The 22722-nt window shown below is 41.8% G+C and carries 15 protein-coding genes; 11 read left to right on the plus strand and 4 right to left on the minus strand.

Going from position 1 to position 22722, the window contains the following annotated elements:
• Positions 1-2 precede the first annotated feature (2 nt).
• The 5 genes from HMPREF9009_RS03280 (at position 3) to HMPREF9009_RS03300 (ending at position 5999) form a co-directional block, all read left to right on the plus strand.
• Positions 3-1364, plus strand: coding sequence for a DUF4302 domain-containing protein (locus HMPREF9009_RS03280; protein WP_004324099.1), 1362 nt, complete (start codon positions 3-5; stop codon positions 1362-1364).
• 159 nt (positions 1365-1523) lie between these two features.
• Positions 1524-2627, plus strand: coding sequence for a redox-regulated ATPase YchF (gene ychF / locus HMPREF9009_RS03285; RefSeq protein WP_049701428.1), 1104 nt, complete (start codon positions 1524-1526; stop codon positions 2625-2627).
• Positions 2628-2674: 47 nt separating this feature from the next.
• Complete coding sequence (locus HMPREF9009_RS03290) at positions 2675-3592, plus strand: ketopantoate reductase family protein (RefSeq protein ID WP_004317339.1); 918 nt, start codon at positions 2675-2677, stop codon at positions 3590-3592.
• 17 nt (positions 3593-3609) lie between these two features.
• Entirely contained in the window at positions 3610-4446 is an 837-nt protein-coding gene (lgt, locus tag HMPREF9009_RS03295) for a prolipoprotein diacylglyceryl transferase (RefSeq protein WP_004322664.1), read from the plus strand.
• Positions 4447-4640: 194 nt separating this feature from the next.
• Positions 4641-5999: a transposase gene (locus tag HMPREF9009_RS03300; RefSeq protein WP_008022065.1), complete on the plus strand. Its 1359-nt coding sequence runs from the start codon at positions 4641-4643 to the stop codon at positions 5997-5999.
• Between the two features lie 298 nt (positions 6000-6297).
• Here the strand turns inward: HMPREF9009_RS03300 and mutS are convergent, their stop codons facing one another.
• Positions 6298-8886 (minus strand): DNA mismatch repair protein MutS, encoded by a 2589-nt coding sequence (gene mutS, locus HMPREF9009_RS03305; RefSeq protein ID WP_032849410.1) that lies wholly within the window; start codon positions 8884-8886, stop codon positions 6298-6300.
• Between the two features lie 773 nt (positions 8887-9659).
• On the opposite strand from mutS, the gene HMPREF9009_RS03310 reads away from it, so the two are divergent.
• Genes HMPREF9009_RS03310 through HMPREF9009_RS03320 form a run of 3 tightly spaced genes read left to right on the plus strand, consistent with a single transcriptional unit; the run spans position 9660 to position 13848 of the window.
• A complete protein-coding gene (locus HMPREF9009_RS03310) occupies positions 9660-11918 on the plus strand; it encodes a GH92 family glycosyl hydrolase (RefSeq protein WP_049701429.1) in 2259 nt (752 codons plus the stop codon).
• Positions 11919-11924: 6 nt separating this feature from the next.
• Entirely contained in the window at positions 11925-12698 is a 774-nt protein-coding gene (locus HMPREF9009_RS03315) for a metallophosphoesterase family protein (RefSeq protein WP_049701430.1), read from the plus strand.
• A 13-nt stretch (positions 12699-12711) separates the two neighbouring features.
• Positions 12712-13848 carry an alkaline phosphatase gene (locus HMPREF9009_RS03320; protein WP_008023614.1) on the plus strand — a complete coding sequence of 379 codons (1137 nt, stop codon included), beginning with the start codon at positions 12712-12714 and terminating at the stop codon, positions 13846-13848.
• Positions 13849-14034: 186 nt separating this feature from the next.
• Here the strand turns inward: HMPREF9009_RS03320 and HMPREF9009_RS03325 are convergent, their stop codons facing one another.
• A complete protein-coding gene (locus tag HMPREF9009_RS03325; protein WP_008023617.1) occupies positions 14035-14457 on the minus strand; it encodes a hypothetical protein in 423 nt (140 codons plus the stop codon).
• Between the two features lie 36 nt (positions 14458-14493).
• Entirely contained in the window at positions 14494-15369 is an 876-nt protein-coding gene (locus HMPREF9009_RS03330) for a DMT family transporter (RefSeq protein WP_004314163.1), read from the minus strand.
• Between the two features lie 130 nt (positions 15370-15499).
• On the opposite strand from HMPREF9009_RS03330, the gene HMPREF9009_RS03335 reads away from it, so the two are divergent.
• A complete protein-coding gene (locus HMPREF9009_RS03335; protein ID WP_008641410.1) occupies positions 15500-17251 on the plus strand; it encodes an AAA family ATPase in 1752 nt (583 codons plus the stop codon).
• A 16-nt stretch (positions 17252-17267) separates the two neighbouring features.
• Positions 17268-18185, plus strand: coding sequence for a HEPN domain-containing protein (locus HMPREF9009_RS03340; RefSeq protein ID WP_008775344.1), 918 nt, complete (start codon positions 17268-17270; stop codon positions 18183-18185).
• A gap of 114 nt (positions 18186-18299) precedes the next feature.
• Here HMPREF9009_RS03340 and HMPREF9009_RS03345 read toward each other — a convergent pair whose 3' ends face one another.
• Positions 18300-20867, minus strand: a complete 2568-nt coding sequence (locus HMPREF9009_RS03345) for a family 78 glycoside hydrolase catalytic domain (protein WP_049701431.1) — start codon at positions 20865-20867, stop codon at positions 18300-18302.
• A 257-nt stretch (positions 20868-21124) separates the two neighbouring features.
• On the opposite strand from HMPREF9009_RS03345, the gene HMPREF9009_RS03350 reads away from it, so the two are divergent.
• Positions 21125-22186 (plus strand): IS110 family transposase, encoded by a 1062-nt coding sequence (locus HMPREF9009_RS03350; RefSeq protein ID WP_049701432.1) that lies wholly within the window; start codon positions 21125-21127, stop codon positions 22184-22186.
• The last annotated feature ends 536 nt before the right edge of the window (positions 22187-22722 follow it).

A 22722-nucleotide genomic window follows, 5' to 3' on the forward strand; every position in this document is an offset into this window, starting at 1 on the left:
TTATGAAAATAGTTTATACATATTATCTTCTAACCTGTGTAGCATTGTGCAGTATATTTTCATCTTGCAATAATGAAACCGACATTTATATGGAAAACCCGGATAAACGGATTCAAACTAAAATGCAGGAATATACTGATATACTCACAGGAGCTCCCGATGGATGGATTGCAGAAATAAATACCCAATTAGGAGGTATTCACACCTTATGGATGCAATTCACTGCAGACAATCGAGTATCTATGATGTTCGATTATGTAGAATATTACCGCGACTTGAAAGCAAGTCCGTTTGAAAGTAGCTATATACTCAAGCCACTACAAGGACCAACTATATCATTTGATACGTACTCTTTCTTATCTATCTTTGCAGATCCCAACCAGCTGATGAATGGTGCAGGACAAGCAGGAACCGGATTAGGAGCAGACTACGAATACGAGATTATATCCTACAAAAACGATCAGTTTCTCCTAAAAGGAAGAAAAAACAAAATGGAAGCTACACTGACTAAAGCTACCAATGAGGAAAGAGAGGCCATCAAAAATGGCGCCTTAATGGAAAATCAGGATCAGGCTCCTATCTATCAAAAAAAATACTTCACTTTCAGTTATAAAGGACAAGCGTATGATTTTGTATCTAATGGTAGAAAAACAGGTTTCTTATCCGCTAACAATGGAAATCCGACCCTACAAATAGAAGGTTCTAAAATAGACCTGAACGGAAATATCGTAATGATGAACCCGTTAATCCTTAATGGTTACGAAATTTATCAGTTCAACAAGACATCCACCGGATACACTACACAAGTAGGCAATGATATACTTGAAATTAAAGGAGGTACTACACCAATTGTTCCTCTATTCAATGCACCTCCAGGAGCAATTCATCAGACAATGGTAGTGTACAACGATATGCAAAATCAATGGTCATCCGAATATTTTGATAAACATAAAGCTGCTGTTTCGAATTTATTTGCATTCACTCAAACTCAATTCTATATTGTGTATGTTGCCATACACATGTACACAGACGGAAGTATAGTGGAGATTGGTTATAAAATATATCAAAACGGTTCATTAGGAGCCGATACTTACGGATTCTATTATACATTCAACTATCAGAAGAATTCAGATGGTTCTATCACTTTTGGAGATTATACACCGTTCGATACAAGCAATCCTAATCACGAAGAGTTCGACAAATGTCTGTCACCTATTTTAGATGGTTACTTTAAAAAACACAAATTCTTCATTAAAAGCTGGCCGGCTTTGTACAACAATTCCAGCCAATATGTGATGTCCTCGCTAATTCCTGCAGAAGATAAGACACTTGGTGTCATGGTAGGCGTACCTATGACGTTCTAAAGTTTACTTTACATTTATAGGGATGCCTGAAAACGGCATCCCTCACTCATTAAATAGATATAAGAAAGAAGTATTTGTTTTCCAACCAATGTATATAATCTAAAAATGCCTATCTTTGCAGTCAGATTATCGATAACTAAATAAAAACGAAATAGATAAATGGCATTGCAATGTGGTATTGTAGGACTACCGAACGTGGGTAAGTCGACACTTTTCAACTGTTTGTCGAATGCGAAAGCACAGGCGGCAAATTTCCCTTTTTGTACAATTGAACCCAATGTAGGTGTAATCACTGTTCCTGACGAACGTCTGAACGCACTCGCTGAATTGGTGCACCCCCAACGAATTGTTCCTACAACTGTAGAAATCGTAGATATCGCCGGACTGGTGAAAGGCGCAAGCAAAGGTGAAGGACTAGGAAACAAGTTCCTTGCCAATATCCGTGAAACAGACGCAATTATCCACGTACTCCGTTGCTTCGATGACGACAATGTGACACACGTAGACGGAAGCGTAAATCCCATCCGCGACAAAGAAATCATTGACTACGAACTTCAATTGAAAGACCTGGAAACCATCGAAAGCCGTATCCAGAAAGTACAGAAACAAGCACAGACGGGCGGAGACAAAGCTGCAAAGTTAGCTTACGATGTACTCGTTCAATATAAAGACGCACTGGAACAGGGAAAATCTGCACGTACAGTGACTTTTGAAACAAAAGACGAACAAAGGATAGCTCACGAACTGTTCTTATTGACCAGCAAACCGGTAATGTATGTTTGCAATGTTGATGAAGCAAGCGCAGTAAACGGAAATAAATACGTAGATATGGTACGCGAAGCCGTAAAAGACGAGAATGCTCAAATCCTGATTGTCGCAGCCAAAACAGAAGCGGACATCGCCGAACTGGAAACGTACGAAGACCGTCAAATGTTCCTTGCCGAAGTAGGCTTGGAAGAATCGGGCGTAGCACGTCTTATCAAATCTGCTTATAAACTCCTGAATCTCGAAACATATTTCACTGCCGGTGTACAAGAAGTACGTGCCTGGACATACGAAAAAGGATGGAAAGCTCCTCAATGTGCCGGAGTGATCCACACCGATTTTGAAAAAGGCTTTATCCGTGCCGAAGTTATCAAATACGATGATTATATCAAATACGGCTCGGAAGCAGCTGTGAAAGAAGCCGGAAAACTGGGTGTGGAAGGAAAAGAATATGTGGTGCAGGATGGCGACATCATGCATTTCCGTTTCAACGTGTGATTATCGGTTACCACCGACGACTTATTAATTACTAATTCGCTAACAATATGAAATATCTCATTGCAGGAACGGGAGGTGTAGGCGGCAGTATCGCAGGATTCTTGTCGCTGGCAGGCAAAGATGTAACCTGTATTGCCCGTGGAGCTCATTTGCAGTCGATTCAAACGAACGGTTTGAAACTGAAATCGGATTTGAAGGGCGAACATACGCTCCGGATTCCGGCTACTACCGCTGAAGAATTCAATGGAAAAGCAGATGTGATATTTGTATGCGTAAAAGGTTATTCGGTCGATTCTATCGTAGAACTGATAAAAAGAGCAGCACACAAAGACACGGTTGTCATCCCTATTCTGAATGTATATGGCACAGGGCCGCGCATACAGAAGCTAGTTCCGGAAGTCACCGTTCTCGACGGCTGCATCTATATCGTAGGCTTCGTATCCGGCACCGGAGAAATCACCCAAATGGGAAAGATATTCCGGTTGGTATACGGCGCTCATCGCGGCACAGTTGTAAAACCCGGATTACTGGAAGCTATCCAACAAGACTTGCAGGAAGCAGGCATAAAGGTAGACCTCTCACCGGACATCAACCGGGATACGTTTATCAAATGGTCGTTTATCTCCGCAATGGCTGTGACGGGTGCTTACTACGACGTTCCGATGGGAGAAGTGCAGAAACCGGGAAAGATACGGGATACATTTATCGGACTTTCTACGGAAAGCGCTGCCTTAGGAAAGAAACTGGGCGTCGAATTTCCCGAAGACCCAGTCAGCTACAACCTGAAAGTGATTGACAAGCTCGATCCCGAAAGTACCGCTTCTATGCAAAAAGACCTGGCACGCGGACACGACTCGGAAATACAAGGATTGCTCTTCGACATGATTGCAGCAGCCGAAGAACAGGGAATAGATATACCGACCTACCGGATGGTTGCGGAGAAATTCAAAGAATCTAATCATTAACATTAATCCAATATAGAATGAATACCATGCTATTATCCATCAACTGGAACCCGAATCCCGAACTATTCAACCTGTTCGGCATTTCTATCCGTTATTACGGATTACTGTGGGCAGTAGGAATATTCTTTGCTTATGTGGTTGTTCACTACCAGTACCGGGATAAAAAGATAGAGGAGAAGAAGTTTGACCCGCTTTTCTTTTATTGTTTCTTTGGTATTCTGATTGGTGCCCGCCTGGGACACTGTCTGTTCTATGATCCAGGATACTACTTGTCTCATTTTTGGGAAATGATTCTTCCTATCAAATTCATGCCGGACGGAAACTGGAAATTCACCGGATATGAAGGACTTGCCAGCCACGGCGGTACATTAGGACTGATAATCGCCCTTTGGCTGTATTGCCGCAAGACGAAGCTCCATTATATGGACGTGCTGGATATGATTGCCGTAGCTACTCCAATCACCGCCTGCTTCATCCGTCTTGCCAACCTGATGAACTCCGAAATCATCGGCAAACCGTCTGATGTGCCCTGGGCATTCATATTCGAACGTGTAGATATGCAACCCCGTCATCCGGGACAGCTCTACGAAGCCATTGCTTATCTTATCCTGTTCTTCATCATGATTTACCTGTATAAGAATTACAGTAAGAAACTGCATCGCGGCTTCTTCTTCGGGCTTTGTCTGACTTATATCTTCACCTTCCGCTTTTTCATCGAATTCCTAAAAGAAAATCAGGAAGATTTTGAAAACAGCATGATGTTCAATATGGGGCAATGGCTAAGCGTTCCGTTTATCATAATAGGCGTCTATTTCATGTTCTTCTATGACAAGAAGAAAAATAAAATAGCCTAAATCAAAAAAAGAGGGATTAGCGGTTCAAACATCACTAATCCCTCTTTTTTATCAATAAAACAGGGATATTCCTAAAATAATAAAATTTAAGGCAACTAATTCATTGCGAGTTAGTTGCCTTTTTTGTATCTTTAAGCATTCCCCCCAAAAAACGGTTTGACGGCCAAAACGGGGGTAATTAAAAATAAAAACACATGGTAAAGATACAAAAAATCTCAGAAATCGAACCTTGTTTAGGTTTTACCGAGTTCGATATGCTTAAAAAATATCGTCAAAGTTTTGCAACGAGTGAATTAGGTCGCCTCCATTCTCTGTTCCCTTTCTCGGAACTGGCCCGACAAATGCATTTGAAGTCCTCTCCTTTTGGGCGTAAAAGTTATTTTTCTCCCGAAGGTAAAATAGCCTTGATGGTCTTGAAGTCCTATACCAACTTTTCCGATGCACAACTGATTGAGCATTTAAACGGTAATATTCATTACCAGTTATTTTGTGGTGTTCAGATTGATCCGCTTCATCCACTAACCAATCCTAAAATCGTTAGTGCAATTCGTCAGGAACTAGCGGATCGCCTTGACGTTGAGTCCCTCCAGCTCATTCTTGCCGAGCATTGGACACCTTATCTTGAGAACCTTCATGTCTGTATGACCGATGCCACCTGTTATGAAAGTCATCTGCGTTTCCCTACTGATACCAAACTCTTATGGGAAGGTATTGTATGGCTTCATCGTCATCTGTGCAAACATTGCCAGACCTTGCACATACAACGTCCCCGTAACAAGTATCTTGATGTACGCCGTGCCTATCTTGCTTATAGCAAACTGCGTAAACGCAAGAAATCACAGACTCGTATGATTACACGAAGGTTACTTCAGTTATTGGAAAAGTTACTTGACCAGCTGGAGCTGCTTCATTCGTCCTACAGGAACAGGCTTACACTATCCTCTGATTACCAAAGACGTTTCTCGGTCATACAGACAGTCCTTGAGCAAGGGAAGAATTTATTTGCAGGCAAAAAAGTGTCCAACCGTATCGTGAGTATCGACCGGCATTACCTTCGCCCCATTATCAGAGGCAAGGAAACCAAATCCGTTGAATTCGGAGCCAAAGTCAACAATATACAGATAGACGGAATCTCCTTTATAGAACATATCTCCTTTAAGGCTTTTAACGAAGGAGTACGTTTGAAAGACTGTATTCATCTGCAACAACAACTGACCGGGGTTAGGGTTAAGGCGCTTGCGGCGGATTCAATCTATGCCAATAATGCCAACCGGAAATTTTGTACAAAATATCATATAAGTACTTCCTTTAAGCGTAAGGGCAGAGCTGCCAAAGATGAGCCGCTTCGGAAAATCTTACGGTCGGAACTCAGCCGTGAAAGAGCTACCCGCCTGGAAGGAAGTTTTGGAACGCAGAAACAACATTACTCACTGGCCAGGATAAAAGCTAGAAACAGGAAAACGGAAGTACTTTGGATTTTCTTTGGGATACATACAGCCAATGCGGTATGTATGATAGAAAAGGTCGAAAAGAAAAAAAGAAAGGCAGCATAATCTAACTAAAATAACAGGAAAAACAGGAGAGGTTTTAACTTCCCCTAAAAAAGACATGTACATAATGCATGGGTGGGAAGGAAAAAATAAGAATATGTAAACAATATTCTACAAAAAAGATAGAAGACTGGGAGAGTTGAACGAAAAAATCAAGAGAAAAGCTCACGTAAAGCAAAGCTTTTCTCTTGATTTTTTAGAAAGAGGAACATTTACTGAATATCCCTAAAACAAATGCCATTTCCCTAATGTCAGGACAACAATCGAAAACATATCCTAAGACATTATATACATTTTCAGCTTATTTCCCCCTGACTATCTTCTTAATATCATTCAGTTTATTCAGCGCTTCAATAGGAGTAAGATTATTCACATCAAGATTCAATATCTCATCGCGAATCTGACAGAGAATCGGATCGTCCAACTGGAAGAAGCTTAACTGCATACCTCCACGATTCTCGCTCACTTCTGCCAGCGGTTTACCTGCTATGCCCTGTTGACGATTATCAGATTCAAGCTGTTTCAATATCTCATTTGCACGTTTCACAATGCTTTTCGGCATACCGGCCATCTTTGCCACATGAATACCAAAAGAGTGTTCACTACCGCCACGTTCCAGTTTACGAAGGAAGATTACTTTATTATCAACTTCTTTCACCGATACATTATAATTCTTGATGCGCTTGAAAGATTTCTCCATCTCATTCAATTCATGATAATGCGTAGCAAATAATGTACGTGCTTTTGCTTTCGGATGTTCATGGATATACTCTACAATTGCCCAGGCAATGGAAATACCATCATAAGTAGAAGTACCACGACCCAATTCGTCAAATAATACCAGACTCCGGGAAGAAACATTATTCAGGATATCAGCCGCTTCATTCATCTCTACCATAAATGTAGATTCACCGACTGATATATTATCGCTCGCTCCTACACGGGTAAATATCTTATCAACTAAACCGATATGCGCACTTTCCGCAGGAACAAACGAGCCGATTTGAGCCAATAGCGTAATCAACGCCGTCTGACGCAAGAGTGCCGACTTACCGGCCATGTTCGGACCTGTAATAATAATAATCTGCTGTGTATCGCTGTCCAGCATTACATCATTGGCAATATACTTCTCACCTATCGGAAGTTGTTTTTCTATTACCGGGTGACGTCCCTGACGAATATCCAGTACGTCATTATCCTCAATAATCGGACGGATATAACGATTCTCACGGGCCACATTGGCAAATGACAACAAGCAGTCCAAACGTGCAATCTGATTCGCATTAATCTGTATCTGTGGAATAAATTCCATCAATGCCTGTACTAAGTCCGTATATAGCTGCGTTTCCAGAACCAGAATCTTATCTTCCGCTCCCAAAATCTTTTCTTCGTATTCTTTCAGTTCCTGCGTGATATAACGCTCTGCGTTGACCAACGTCTGTTTGCGAATCCATTCGGGTGGAACCTTATCCTTATGCACATTACGGACTTCGATATAATAACCGAATACATTATTATAAGCTACTTTCAAGCTCGGAATACCCGTCTCTTCGCTCTCCCGCTGCTGTATCTTTAGCAGATAATCTTTTCCTGAATAGGAGATTTGCCGCAATTCATCCAAGTCTGCGTTCACACCGTCCTGAATCACTCCACCTTTATTTATCAGTAAAGGAGGATCATTTTTAATCTCTTTGGCAATCCGGTCACGAATAGAAATACAAAGATTCAACTGTTCGCCAATGCGATTCAAGCTCGCATTATCAGCTTCCATACATGCCTGTTTTATCGGCTCAATTGCTTGCAAGGCAACTTTCAACTGAACGACTTCACGAGGCGACACACGCCCTACAGCCACTTTGGAAATAATACGTTCCAGGTCACCTATCAGATGCAACTGTTCTTCAATCAATTCCTTAAAATCTGGTTGGCGGAAGAAATATTCCACTACGTTCAAGCGTTCATTAATCGGCTTCTCATCCTTCAACGGAAAAACCATCCAACGTTTCAACAGACGCGCTCCCATCGGGCTGATCGTTCTGTCGATCACATTGATTAGACTACTGCCTCCATCATTCATATTGCCAATCAGCTCAAGGCTACGCACCGTGAACTTATCCAGACGGACGTATTTATCTTCTTCAATACGTGCCAATGAAGTGATGTGACCAATCTGCGTATGCTGCGTCATTGTCAGATACTGCAGGATAGCACCGGAAGCAATGATACCGTTTTTCAAGTGCTCCACTCCGAAACCTTTCAGATTCTTCGTTTCAAAGTGTTTCAGCAGTTTCTCACGGGCAGTCGTTTCTGTAAATACCCAGTCGTCCAGCTCGAATGTAAAGAACTTGTTACCGAAATTACCTTCAAACATCAGGCGTTTGCCACGTTCAAAAAGAATTTCCTTAGGGGCAAAGTTATTCAACAGTTTGTCTATATAATCAAAAGGTCCTTCTGCAGTAAGGAATTCACCGGTAGAAATATCGAGAAAAGCAACTCCACAGGAAGCCTTTCCGAAATGAACGGCAGCCAGGAAGTTATTCTCTTTATAGTTCAGAACATTATCATTGATAGAAACACCAGGAGTAACCAATTCGGTAATACCACGCTTCACCAGCTTCTTCGTCATTTTGGGGTCTTCGAGCTGGTCGCAGATAGCGACACGTTTTCCAGCGCGAACCAGTTTCGGAAGGTAGGTATCAAGGGCATGATGAGGAAAACCTGCCATCTCGATAGTTTTTCCTTTCCCATTGGCACGTTTTGTCAGTGTGATCCCTAAAATTTCGGCTGCAACGATGGCATCCGTAGAATATGTTTCATAAAAGTCACCGCAACGAAACAGCATCACTGCATCCGGATGTTTTGCCTTCAAATCCAGAAACTGTTTCATCATCGGGGTGAGGACGATCTCTTCTTCGTTCACGGGTGTCTCCTTTTCTTTTTTATTGAGTGCATAATGTGATTATCCTTGCAAAGATAACGGTTTTTCGGCAGAGAATCAACGGTATGCTCCGATTCAATTTTCAAAATTAATGTTACATACCTTGAAATAAGGAGGACTGATTTCTTAACAAGTAGGGGAAAACTATTAAAACGTGTTATAAAACATGCTATTTTTCTTGGATAATTTGCTAATTTCCCAAGAGTCCGTATCTTTGCAATGTGTTTTTCATAGTATTAGATTTAAGGTTAACAAAGGTTGGAGCAAGGCGTTGCTCCTTTTTTTATGCCTATACGCTTCGTCCCTATTTGATATAAACCAGCAGAACTCTCTCTTTTCAATCATCAGATTCTTTTGGCGCAATCTGAAATCCTAGAGATTCGGTTCAGAGCAACCCCACCTTTAAAAATAGATTCATTCCGGTGCTCTAATGAACTAAACTAAACAGTAGCTTCCAATAGCCAGTAAGAGATAACCTGTTTTAATACTGTATTTAGTTTTTCATAATACTTAATTATTAAATTAAAAAATACAGTATTGATTAATGCATTAAAGATGAACCAAAGATATTTTATGGTGATTAATATTCTCTTAATGGCGAGACTTTACAAAAAAAATATTTGTAGAAGATAGATTTTAAGGTTACATTAAGTTTTCATTAATCAAACCATCCTATATTTACAGCAAATCTAATTAAAACCATCGAAAAATAAAAAAATCTGTTTATGTACAAGAGAAAATTCATTCCGTTAGTACTGTTAATGATTTTAATCGTCAATGGATGCAGCAACAAGCAAGAGGTAGTGTTAACTCCGGTTGACTATGTAAATCCCTATATGGGGAATATCAGTCATTTGTTAGTTCCTACTTACCCAACTGTCCATCTTCCCAATAGTATGCTCCGCATCTATCCGGAAAGAGCAGATTACACCTCTGATAAAATAAAAGGCTTACCGGTCATTGTCACCTCGCATCGGGGAAAGTCTGCATTCAGCCTGTCTTTCTATCAGGGAGCAGAGAGCGGATTACAACCGGTATATTACTATTGTTATGATAATGAAGCGATAAAACCCTATTCCTATTCTTCCTATTTTGAAGAAGAAGAGGTTTCCACTAAATTCGCTCCTTCCCACCAGGCAGGAATCTATGAACTAAGTTTCCGGAAAAACAATGCTCCATATTTAATACTTAGTACCACCAATGGTGAGCTTAAAACTACGGAGAATACCATTTCCGGTTATCAGAACATAGATCATCAAACCAAAGTATATGTTTATATGGAGACTTCCGCACTGCCGGAAAAAACGATGACTGTCAGCAAAGAAGAAATAAATCACAGCCACACTGCCATAAAAGGCAAGAACGTGGGTATCGCTCTCTTATATTCAACAGATATAAAAACAATCAAAGTTCGCTACGGCATTTCCTTCATTGATGAAAAGCAAGCAAAAGCCAACCTACAGCGGGAAATAAAAGATTATGATGTAGAAAACCAGATGAACATTGCCAAAAACATCTGGAATCAAACATTAAGTAAAATCAAAGTGGAAGGAATAGACGAAAATGCAAAAGCAATATTCTATACTTCCCTCTACCGGACTTACGAACGGATGATTTGCCTTTCGGAAGACAACCGCTATTACAGTGCTTTCGACAATAGTATCCACAAAGATTCTGTCCCATTTTATACCGACGATTGGATTTGGGACACGTATAGAGCAGTCCACCCCTTACGTGTTATCATCGAACCACAAATGGAAGCTGACATGATTCAGTCTTTTATCAGAATGGCACAGCAAATGGAACATAACTGGATGCCTACATTTCCTGAAGTTACGGGAGACAGCCGTAGAATGAATTCCAATCACGGTGTAGCCACTGTTATTGATTCATATATAAAAGGAATCCGTAACTTTGATTTATCAGCTGCTTACGAAGCCTGCAAACTTGGTATTACAGAAAAAACGTTAGCCCCGTGGTCAGGCATAAAGGGAGGTGAAATCACAAAATTCTATTGGGAAAACGGATATTTACCGGCATTGGCACCGGGAGAACAAGAAACAGCTGACGAAGTACACCCATTTGAAAAACGTCAACCGGTAGCCGTCACTCTAGGTACGTCTTACGATGAATGGTGCCTGGCACAAATAGCCAAACAACTTGGGTATGAGAAAGACTATAACTACTTTCTACAAGGGAGTAAAAACTATCGGAATATTTTCAATCCTGAAACAAAATTCTTCCATCCCAAAAATGCAAAAGGCGAATTCATAGAACCCTTTGATTATGCCACTGCCGGCGGATTAGGTGCTCGTGAAGCATACGGCGAGAATAACGGTTGGATATACCGATGGGATGTTCCCCATAATATTGCTGATTTAATTGAACTGATGGGAGGGAAAGAAGCATTCAGAAATAATCTTGAAACGATGTATAACACCCCATTGGGCGAAGCCAAATATGTATTTTATGCACAATTACCGGATCATACGGGTAATGTAGGTCAATTTTCAATGGCTAATGAACCCAGTATGCACATTCCTTATCTGTACAACTATATAGGAGAGCCCTGGAGAACTCAAAAAAGAGTAAGGACATTGCTCGATGAATGGTTTAGAAATGACCTGATGGGACTCCCGGGCGACGAAGATGGCGGAGGAATGTCAGCATTTGTAGTCTTTTCCATGCTAGGTTTCTATCCTATTACTCCTGGTTTGCCTATTTATGTCATCGGAACTCCTATGTTCGAAAGAGCAGTTATTGAAACAGGAGCCGGCAAATCATTCGAAGTTATTGCGCACAACTATTCGCCGACAAATAAATATATCCAATCAGCCAAATTAAATGGCAAAGATTGGAACCAATCCTGGTTCGAACATAAAGAACTGATGAATGGCGGCAAACTGGAATTTACAATGGGAAACACTCCCAATAAGAATTGGGCGGCAGACAGTGTGCCCCCTTCTTTTGAAATGAATAAATAACAGAATATGAATAAAATATTATTTGTCCTTTTATCGCTTTTGACTTCTCTGCAATCATACTCCCAAGAGCAAAATGAAAAAGAAGTTTCATTTCTCTTGTTGGGAGATATACACTATGATTTATTGGAAGATCACGATATGGAATGGTTATCCACCAAACCGGATGATCTGCGCCAAGTTACCAAAGAATATTCAGTATTCACGAAAAATACATGGCCGGAATTCTCCCGGATAATCAGCGGGCAAGTTCAAAAACACCAGCCGTCAATAAAAGCCGCTCTGCAAATGGGGGACTTGTCAGAAGGATTGGCCGGTTCTCCACAAAAAGCAATACAGATGGCTAACAGTGCCTTTAAAGCTGTCAACAAAATGAATCTGAAAGTACCTTTCATTATGACTAAAGGTAATCATGATATCACAGGGCCAGGGGCTAAAGAAGCTTTTGAAAAAGTATACTTACCCAATATGGCAAGGTTGGCAGGACATCCATCCTTACAGTCAGCCAATTACACTACTACTCTTGATGATGTATTATTTGTGTGTTATGATCCATGGGATCGGAATCCGGAAGGGCTACAACAATTAGAAAAGTCACTAGCCGGTTCGAAGGCAACTTACAAGTTTGTCATGTTACACGAGCCTGTGATTCCGGTAAACGAAAGATGCTGGCATGTATTCCGACAAGATAATGCCAAGAGGATGCAATTAGAATATTATGCCGCATTTGGAGAAAAGCCATACGATACAGTCAACATATCCGAATTACTTACTTCTAATTAAAAACATATTAGCCATGAATGTAAAATTTAAAGCTCATTTATTTATTTTCTCCTTATTCTTTTGCTATAATCTATCAGCACAAGAAATCGTCAAAGGAGATTTTAAGAACGAAAATCCACAAAGTTCGTATGTTCCTTCATTTGACATGGATGCTACCGACAAACCGGTGAAGAATGTCATCTTAATGATAGGTGACGGCATGGGACTGGCACATATCTGTTCAGGAATGTATGCCAATCAAGGACAGCTTACTATCACTAATTTAAAAACATGCGGTTTCGTCAGAACGCAATCCGCCAACAAGTTTACAACAGATTCAGCTGCTTCCGGAACTGCTTACTCAACCGGAAAAAAAACTAAAAACGGAGCACTCGGAATGGATGAAAATAACCAAGTTATTCCCAACTTACCGGAGAAGTTATCCGGCTATGGCTACATTTCAGGAATCGTTACCACTGACAATCTCGACGGAGCTACTCCTGCTGCTTTCTTTGCTCACCAACCGGAACGTGGAATGTCTAAAGAAATATGGGCAGATCTTCCTAACAGTAAGCTGACATTCTTTTCTGCCGGTAGTTATGAACTATTTGAAAAACAAGCACCAAACGTTCAAAAGGAAATCAAAAAAGAGTTTACCATCATAGAAGAACCGAATGACAAAGCCATCAAGAAATCTAAAAAACTAGGATATTTACCCACAAAGAGCAAAACGGCTTCTGTAAACGAAAACCGGGGAGATTTCCTTCCGTCTACCACCCAAATGGCTATTGACTATCTTTCGAGCAGGAGTACTAACGGTTTCTTCTTAATGGTAGAAGGTGCCCGAATAGATAAAAGTGCGCACAACAATGATTATTCGGCAGTTGTCCGTGAAGTATTGGACTTTGACAAGGCGGTAGAAGCTGCTATCAGATTTGCAGAAAAAGATGGAAATACATTAGTGATTATTTCAGCTGATCATGAAACCGGAGCATTAGCTTTACGTGACGGAAACATAAAAGAAGGCAAAATGAAAGCAATGTTTGTATCTAAAGGACATACACCAATCATGGTTCCACTGTTTGCATACGGTCCACAATCCAAGCTTTTTGGTGGTGTTCAGGAAAACAGCGATGTTAGTAATAAAATTCTCCAATTACTCGCTAAATAAGATATAAAACAGATCTGTCATTCAAACTGAAATAAGAAAGAATTTCTTCTTTGCATATAGAAAAAATTCTTTCTTATTTCTTTTCTGCCAGATAAACACCCAATTATAATACAAGCTGCCCCATCAAAGTAATCCATGTAATTCGCAATGAAGCAATTGCCGTATTTCTTTATTTTGAGAATACCCCTACTTTTTTCTATCTTTAAATAAAGCGATTATGACTACTTTTAGAATAGGATAAAAGATGATCAAAGCCCTCGCACCCCAAATGGTTAAAAGTAGACCTTGCAAGATGGGCATTATTTGAATTTTATATGGATCCTTGAACAATCCTAAAACACATAAACTTATTCCACTTAAAAAAATCACTAAAAAGAATACTGCACATATAAAAATGGGAAACGGACCGTCATATTCAGTAAAATCGGCTAATCCAAGCCATTTCTTCCATTTTCTCCGCCGTTCTTTCCTCCTTTCTTCCGGTTCCCTTTCTTTCCTCATTCTCTCCCACTCTATCACACGCCGACGGAATTCCTCTTGGGGACGCTGTAAGCTGAGATTGTATCTCCGCATCTTTTCGCTGATGCGTTTCTTTTTTCTTTTTGTCATTCTTGTATTTGTTATTTCTTATGTGTTTTTACCTATTTATTTCTTTTCTGCCTGATAGACTCCAAAAATAATGCAACCTGCTCCCAATAATGTAATCCACGTGATTTTTTCGTGGAGAATGATAACCGAAGCTACCATAGTCACCAACGGATTGAGATAGATATAATTGGAGGCTCTAACGGTTCCCAACTGTTTCAATACCACATTCCAAAGGACATAACAAACCAAGGATGCCAGGACGGCCAGAAATAAGAGATTGGATAATACAACCGGTTTTAAAAGTACATCGAAATCCGGTTGCAGCGGATGAAGAAGAAAGGCGGGAAGTATGGTCAATACTCCATAAAAGAATATTTTGCGGGTGATAAATACAGTGGGGTAACGCCCTGTCATTTTCTTTATCACCAAACTATAAAATGCCCACGACAGGGCGGCAAGTAAAGTGAGCAAATCCCCTACCGGAGATAATTTGAGTACAAAACTACCGTTAAAGACCACCAGTCCCACCCCGATTAAAGCTAATATGGAACCATAAATCAAACCTTTGGTGGCTTTTTCACTCTTATAAAAGAGAAGGGAAAGAATGGTAGTAAGCAGGGGAGCTGTGCAAATGATGAAAGCGACATTGGATGCTTGTGTGATCCCCAAAGCTGTATTCTCTGTAAAGAAATAGAGTGAACCACCGAAGAAACCTCCTGCCATCAACCAAAGTTCGTCTTTCCAATTACCCGCAAACAGACGTTTGGGAGAAATCACCCAAATACCCAGATAAGCAATGAAAAAACGATAAAAGAATATCTCCTGTGGGGTCAGTCCGTGATTAATCAATACTTTGGTTGATATGAAAGTCAATCCCCAGATAGCAACTACAAGTATCGCAATCAGATGGTAATATCCATGCTTCAATTCCATAATGGTGGTGATGTTTGTTTAATAGAGTGCAAAGATAGCGAGAAGTTATGGAATGTTTGTTTGGAGAAGTAACAAAAAGCCCGTACCTTTGTTTATGTTCAAAGAAAGTTCCTAAAATAAGGTATAAGTTATGGAAAAATATATAGCACCGGACAGGAAACGTATCCCATACGGCATGATGAACTTTGCAGTAATCCGCCGCGACGACTGTTATTATGTAGACAAAACCCGGTTTATACCCATGATAGAAGAGGCGGACAAGTTTTTCTTCTTTATTCGTCCGCGCCGTTTCGGCAAAAGCCTCACAGTAAATATGTTGCAGCACTATTATGATATACTTGCCAAGGATAAGTTCGATGCCCTGTTTGGCGACCTTTACATCGGAAAGCACCCTACGCGCGATCGAAACAGCTATCTGGTACTATACCTCAACTTCTCCGGAATAGTAGGCGAACTGCACAACTACCGCAAAGGACTGGACGCGCATTGCCAAACAATGTTCGACTATTTCTGTGACATTTACGCCGACTATCTCCCCAAAGGCATCAAGGAAGAACTCGACAAAAAAGAAGGAGCTGTCGAACAATTTGAATACCTGTTCACAGAATGTAATAAGACCAACCAACGTATTTACCTCTTTATTGACGAATACGACCATTTCACCAATGCCATCCTCTCGGATATAGAAAGCCTGCATCGCTATACGGACGAAACACATGGCGAAGGTTATCTGCGCGCCTTCTTCAATAAAATCAAAGCCGGAACCTATTCCAGCATCGAGCGTTGTTTCATTACCGGCGTAAGCCCCGTGACAATGGACGACCTCACAAGTGGTTTCAATATCGGAACCAACTACTCACTCACACCGGAATTCAACGAGATGATAGGTTTCACGGAAGAAGAAGTGCGCCAAATGCTCACTTATTATTCCACCACCAGTCCATTCAACCACAGTGTGGACGAATTGATAGAAATAATGAAACCTTGGTATGACAACTACTGCTTTGCAGAAGAATGTTACGGTGAAACCACTATGTACAACTCCAACATGGTACTCTACTTCGTCAAGAATTATATTCAACGAGGCAAAGCCCCCCGGGATATGGTAGAAGACAATATCCGTATCGACTACGAAAAATTACGTATGCTCATCCGGAAGGACAAAGAGTTTGCTCATGATGCCTCCATCATACAAACATTGGTGAGCGAAGGCTACGTCACCGGAGAACTGAAAAAAGGTTTTCCTGCCGTCAATATCACCAACCCCGACAACTTTGTGAGCCTGCTCTACTATTTCGGTATGCTCACCATTAGCGGCACGTATAAAGGAAAGACCAAACTCACCATCCCTAATCAGGTAGTCCGCGAACAAATCTACACTTATCTGCTAAGTACCTATAACGAAGCCGAACTCAATTTCAGTAGTTACGAAAAGAACGAACTTGCCAGTGCTCTTGCCTACGATGGCGACTGGAAAGCCTATTTCGGTTATATTGCCGACTGCCTGAAACGCTACACCTCCCAGCGCGACAAGCAGAAAGGTGAATTTTTTGTCCACGGCTTTACGCTTGCCATGACGGCACAAAACCGTTTCTACCGTCCTATTTCCGAACAGGACACACAGGCAGGCTATGTCGACATTTTCCTCTGTCCGCTACTGGATATCTATTCAGACATGAAGCACAGCTACATTGTAGAACTGAAGTATGCCAAGTATAAAGATCCCGAAAGCCGCGTGGAAGAACTACGACTGGAAGCTATTGACCAAGCCAATCGCTATGCTGACACTGATACGGTGAAGAGAGCAGTCGGCACTACACAGCTTCATAAGATTGTGGTGGTATACAAAGGAATGGATATGCCGATATGCGAAGAGGTTTAACAGATAGGCTAACAATATGAAAAGATCAATAAAACGTTTGCCCAAACGCACGCAAGAAGAGTTGGCGGTGTTGCAAGAGCTGATATTGTCGAATCTTACGAATGTGCGTATGATTATCTTGTATGGAAGTTATGCGCGGGGAAAATATGTCATCTGGGATGAAACATACGACGAACGTGGAGTAACTACTTACTACCAAAGTGATTTGGATATTCTGGTGATATGTGATACGAGAGACGCAAATAAAGCAGAGAGGCATGCGCGCGAGGTGATCGTTCCTAAATATGATACAAGAATGGAAGGAAAGCGGCATCCGGCACCGCCTAATATTATTGTAGAAACTCCAGTGACCATTAATAGAGCTATAAGAAGGAAGCATTATTTCTTTTATGAAATTATAAAAGACGGAATTCTGTTGTATGACAATGGTACGTTTCATATTGGCAAACCTGAAAAGTTGCCGTATCGGGAGATTAAGCAATATGCAGAGGAAGAATATGAAGAATGTTTTCCTTTAGCAGAAGGATTCTTAAGACATGGCGAACTAGCCTATGAAGATGGAGACTATAAATTAGGTTCTTTCTTATTACATCAAGCCTGCGAGCGCTTCTACAAATCATTTACGCTTGTGTATAACGGAATTCGCCCTAAATCTCATGAATTAAAAGTACTGGGAGCGATGGTCAGAAGCTGTTCACGAGGATTTGCTAATGTGTTTCCTACCAATACTTTCGAAGATAATAAAGCATTTGATAAATTATGCAGGGCATATATCGAAGCGCGATACAACCGGCTGTTCACCGTCAACAAAGAGGAATACGAGTATATGCTGGCACGAACAGAGGTACTGCGCGAAGTGACTATCCGAGAATGTGCTGCACGCATAACATATTACGACGAGATGATAGAAAAAGAAGAGAAAGACAAGATATAACCATATATTGTAAAAATGAAGAATTACCCTCATCACAAATAGCTGTAATGAGGGTAATCACGTTAAAAGAGAGTTTCGATACATCTCCTTACTATCAAATTCTTACATGAAGAACTATTTGGTCACCTTGTAAGTTCCACTTCCATACTCCTTTGACTTCATCTCTCCGGGAAGGGTTACGGTAGCGGTAACACCCTTAGGAATGGTGAATTCCCAAATCCAGGTGTCACCCTCATATTTCCAGGCGCTCTTGATGAGTCCGGAGGCAGAATGGTATTCGGCAGTCACGTGTCCTAACCGCTTGTCTGGAATGGGCTTCATAATGATATGTTTGAAGCCGGGGGTGGCAGGATCGGCTGCGATGCCGGCAACGGTTTCCCAAATCCATTCACATACGCATCCGTAGGCATAATGATTGAAGCTATTCATGCCGCGCGGTCCCATTCCTTTGTCTATCATATAGCTGTTCCACCGTTCCCAGATGGTGGTGGCTCCATTGTCCACAGAATACAGCCAGCTTGGGTTCTTACGTTGAAAGAGTAGTTCATAGGCAATGTCTTCCATGCCATTCTCCGTGAGGGTAGCCATGAGAATGGATGTGCCCAAGAACCCAGTCTGCAAGCAAAGATCGTGCTGTGCGAAGTTTTCACGCAGACGGTCTATCATCTTCGCTTTGGCTTCGCCTTCCAAAAGCTGGTTCTTTAGGGCAAACAAGGCAGGAGTTTGCATGGTGTTGAGGATGGCGGTTTTGAAAGTGCCGTCTTCGTTGAGGAAGTTCTCTTTGATGTATGCCTTTGCCGAATCAGCCATTTGCTGGTACTTGGCAGCATCGCGACCGGTGGCGGCAGCCATATCTCGCATCATGAAAGCATCTATTACCCAGTAGGAAGCGCTCAAATAGTTCCAATAGCTGACGGCATCAGGAAGCGGACCTTGGGGAGAGAAAGCCAGTCCGCTACAACTTTCCAGTGGTTCGTAGCTCAACCAGTCGGCCCATTGGTAGTTGCCGTTCTCACCGCAGAGAGTCTCGTGGTTATACTTGGTGTCGTTGATGTGATTCATAAACAGGTCCATGGCGTTCCAGCTCTCCTCAATAATTTGCGTGTCACCGAATTGCTTCCATACCGTCCAGGGCACAATGATTCCGGCATCAGCCCAACCCAAACGCATTTTCTCATCACCGTATTGTGCCAAGGGAGCCACTCCGGGGAATCCGCCCAAACTGTTTTGAGTGTCGCGCATGTCACGCATCCACTTATGGAAAAACTTCATGGTGTTAGCAAAGAACGTACCGGTTTCTGCAAACACTTGTGTGTCTGCTGTCCAGCCCAGGCGCTCGTCGCGTTGCGGACAGTCGGTGGGTATGGACAGGTAGTTGGATAGCTGTCCCCAATAAGTGTTGGAGATGAGCTTGTTCACAAGGTCGTTGCCTGTGGTGATAGTGCCGGTCTCCAGTTCCTTTGCGATGGAAGTAACGGGGATGGACTTCAACGACTTGATGGCAACATTCCCGGTGGCAGTTATGGAGACATAGCGGTAACCGAAGAAGGTGCAGTGAGGATAATAGGCCACATAGTTATCTCCGCCAGCAAAGGTGTAATCCAGACGGATACCGGTGTGGGGGATGCGCAGGTTTTCGCGATGACAGCTTCCTTCCGGACCGTCCATCCCACGAATCTTGGCACCGTTGCCGTCATTGAGCAGCTCTGCAGGGAGGCAGGTCAGCACCGTTCCCTCGGCGGCTTTGAATACGAAAGAGGGTACGCCGGCACAATTTTGTCCGAAGTCCACCACTAACGTCTCTCCCGGACTTACGGTCATTTCCGTACCCGATGCGAACTCACGGGCGATAATTACCTTACCGAACTCATTCTCCTTTGCTCCTTCTACATTCTTCCAAACGTATGCTTTGACAGGAGCAAGGGCGAGATCTGTACGCAGATAGACTTCCGCTCCGTCCGAAGGCAGGATGTCGCCGGAGAATTCTGTATTCTCTTCGGGGGTGGAAAGTTTGTCCACACATTCGTAGCCCATCGGTTCGCGTGCATCGTACTCTTCTCCGTCAAAGATACTGGCATGTTTCACCGGGCCGGCAATTCCGGCTTTCCAGTTTTTAAGGTCAGTACCGTAACGCTTTTTGGTTCCGTCAGAAAAAGTTAGTTCCAGTACACCACAGAAGGCACATTTCTTGCCTATCATGCCGTCATATCCTCCGGGAGTTATGATTTTGTCACCCCACCATCCTGGCGTCACCTGTACGGAAAGCATGTTCTCGGCGTTTGGCTTAGTACGGATGATGTCTGTAATATCATAGGTGAAAGAACGTTTGGTCTTGGCATAGTGTGTGAAGCCCGGTTTCAGAAATTCCCCGCCTACGGGTTTCCCATTCACATACAACTCGTAAACTCCCAGTCCAGCGGTCATCCACTTGGCAGAGACAATTTTCTGTTCGTTTTTCACGGTAGACACGAACCAACTTGCGCCATCGGCTGCGCGACCGTCGTTATGTCCTTTCACTACAGGGGCGTCTACTGCGGAAATCCATTTGGATTCGTTCCAGGCTGATGCTTCCAATGCGTCAGTACGTTTTCCGACTTCGGTTGCGTTTATCAGTCCGCTATTCGAGAAAAGCTCTAAGTTTGCAGTCGCAAGATAAGAGAGTGGAAAATTTATCTTAATAATACCAAGCGTGGCAGATAAATTTGTTCCGAGAACTTATTGAAGCAATGTCAGTCTTAATATCTTTGTTGTATGAAGAAGAAGACTGACAGGCAGGGAGAGGAATCCAGAAAAAAGCAAGTCCTTTGAGACTATCCCGCGTTACGGTCTCTCCCCGCCAAGCTGCAAAACTCCGATAGAATATTAAGGCTACGAGCCTATTTAGAGTTTAGAGTAAAAAACAGCTTTTTATCAGTCTTGAAAAAAAGATATGTAAAGATATGAAGAAACTATTTATCGGCATAGATTTTGCCAAAGAGAAATTCGATGCAGCCATCATCGAGGCTTGTGGACTCAAAGAGTTTGGTAATCGGGAATACGGCACGTTCACAAACGACAAAAAGGGCTATCGACAGTTCTTCAAATGGGTCAAAACGAATGCGGACAAGTCCGTGGAGAACGAGTGGTTATTCTGTGGCGAGGACACCGGATCATGTAGTCTGGGACTGAGCAAATGGCTGTATGGCAAAGGCCTTGACATATGGATTGAGAATGCCTATTCCATCAAGCATAGTAGCGGAATCCAACGTGTCAAGAGTGACAAGACCGACTCATCCATGATCGCAGAGTACGCCTGGAGACATCAAGACAAGGCAGTCCTGTTTGAGCCGCTTAGCGAATCGCTGTCACAACTTCGTGAGGTGTTTCTTTACCGGCATAAATTGGTACAGCAACATATTGCCATGGATGTTAGAAAGCAAGACAAGGAAGCCGCCGAACCCTCGAAGGCTATCAGTTTTATCAAGCGCAAAAGCAAGCATTTAATGTCTGAGATTGATAATGCCATCAAGGAATGCGACCTGATGATAGACCGCATCATAGAAAGTGATGCCGAACTTAAGGAGAACTATGCTATCATCACTTCGATAAAAGGCGTTGCACGTCAAAACGGAGCCTGTTTGCTTATCTTCACCAACAACTTCAGACGTTTTGACCTGGACGCACGCAAAATAGCCTGTTATTATGGTGTTGCCCCGTTTGGAAAAGATTCAGGCACAAGTATCCACTCGCCGGCTAAAACAAGCCATTTCGCCAACAAGCTCATAAAATCCTTGCTGGGACAGGCTGCTCATTGTGCAAAAAAATTCAATCCAGAGATAAGAGAGTATTATAACCGACTGATTGGGCGTGGTAAAAAGCCACAAGTGGCTTTAAACAATGTCAAGAACAAACTCATCAGGATTATTGTGGCTCTTGTGCGAAAGAAGGTCTATTACGACCCAAAAACATACATGTTTTACAATGCTAAATTTACCGATGTTAAGAAAATGTTAAACTCATAAAATGACTTGGATAGAAACATAGAATACGCGAGAATCATTATCGGGATAAGATTCGCAAAACAATGAAGATTCATTTTCATACTTATATGTATTTTTTAGTATTAAAAGATTAACTTGGAAATGCTGTTTTAGTTTTACAGGGCTTGCACAACAAAATTACAGAATTATATGATATGACAGACGATTTCTGCATTTTTTTTGACTCAATGATGGTTTCTATTCAATCCGGAACTGACTCATAAGTCCGAACTGATTGAACAGACAGCAGGAGCTTTTTACGTTGAATGATCGATTACCGAGCAAAACAATGATATATTGTAAAATAATATAATCAACACACTCATTCAGTATATTGTATAAATTATTTACTAAAGAAGAAAAGAAGATGCCGGTTATTCATTGCAATCATTCTTTCTTCTTTACACGAAAACCTCGAAATCGAATAAACTCTATTCAAGTTTTTAATAAATAACGAAGAGGTTTATTATAAACGGTATCCAAGTTTATTATAAACTCTTTTTTGACACTTTCAATAC

Origin of the sequence: Bacteroides sp. 3_1_13, from assembly GCF_001185845.1 — a bacterium.
In the GTDB taxonomy this organism is placed as follows: domain Bacteria; phylum Bacteroidota; class Bacteroidia; order Bacteroidales; family Bacteroidaceae; genus Bacteroides; species Bacteroides xylanisolvens.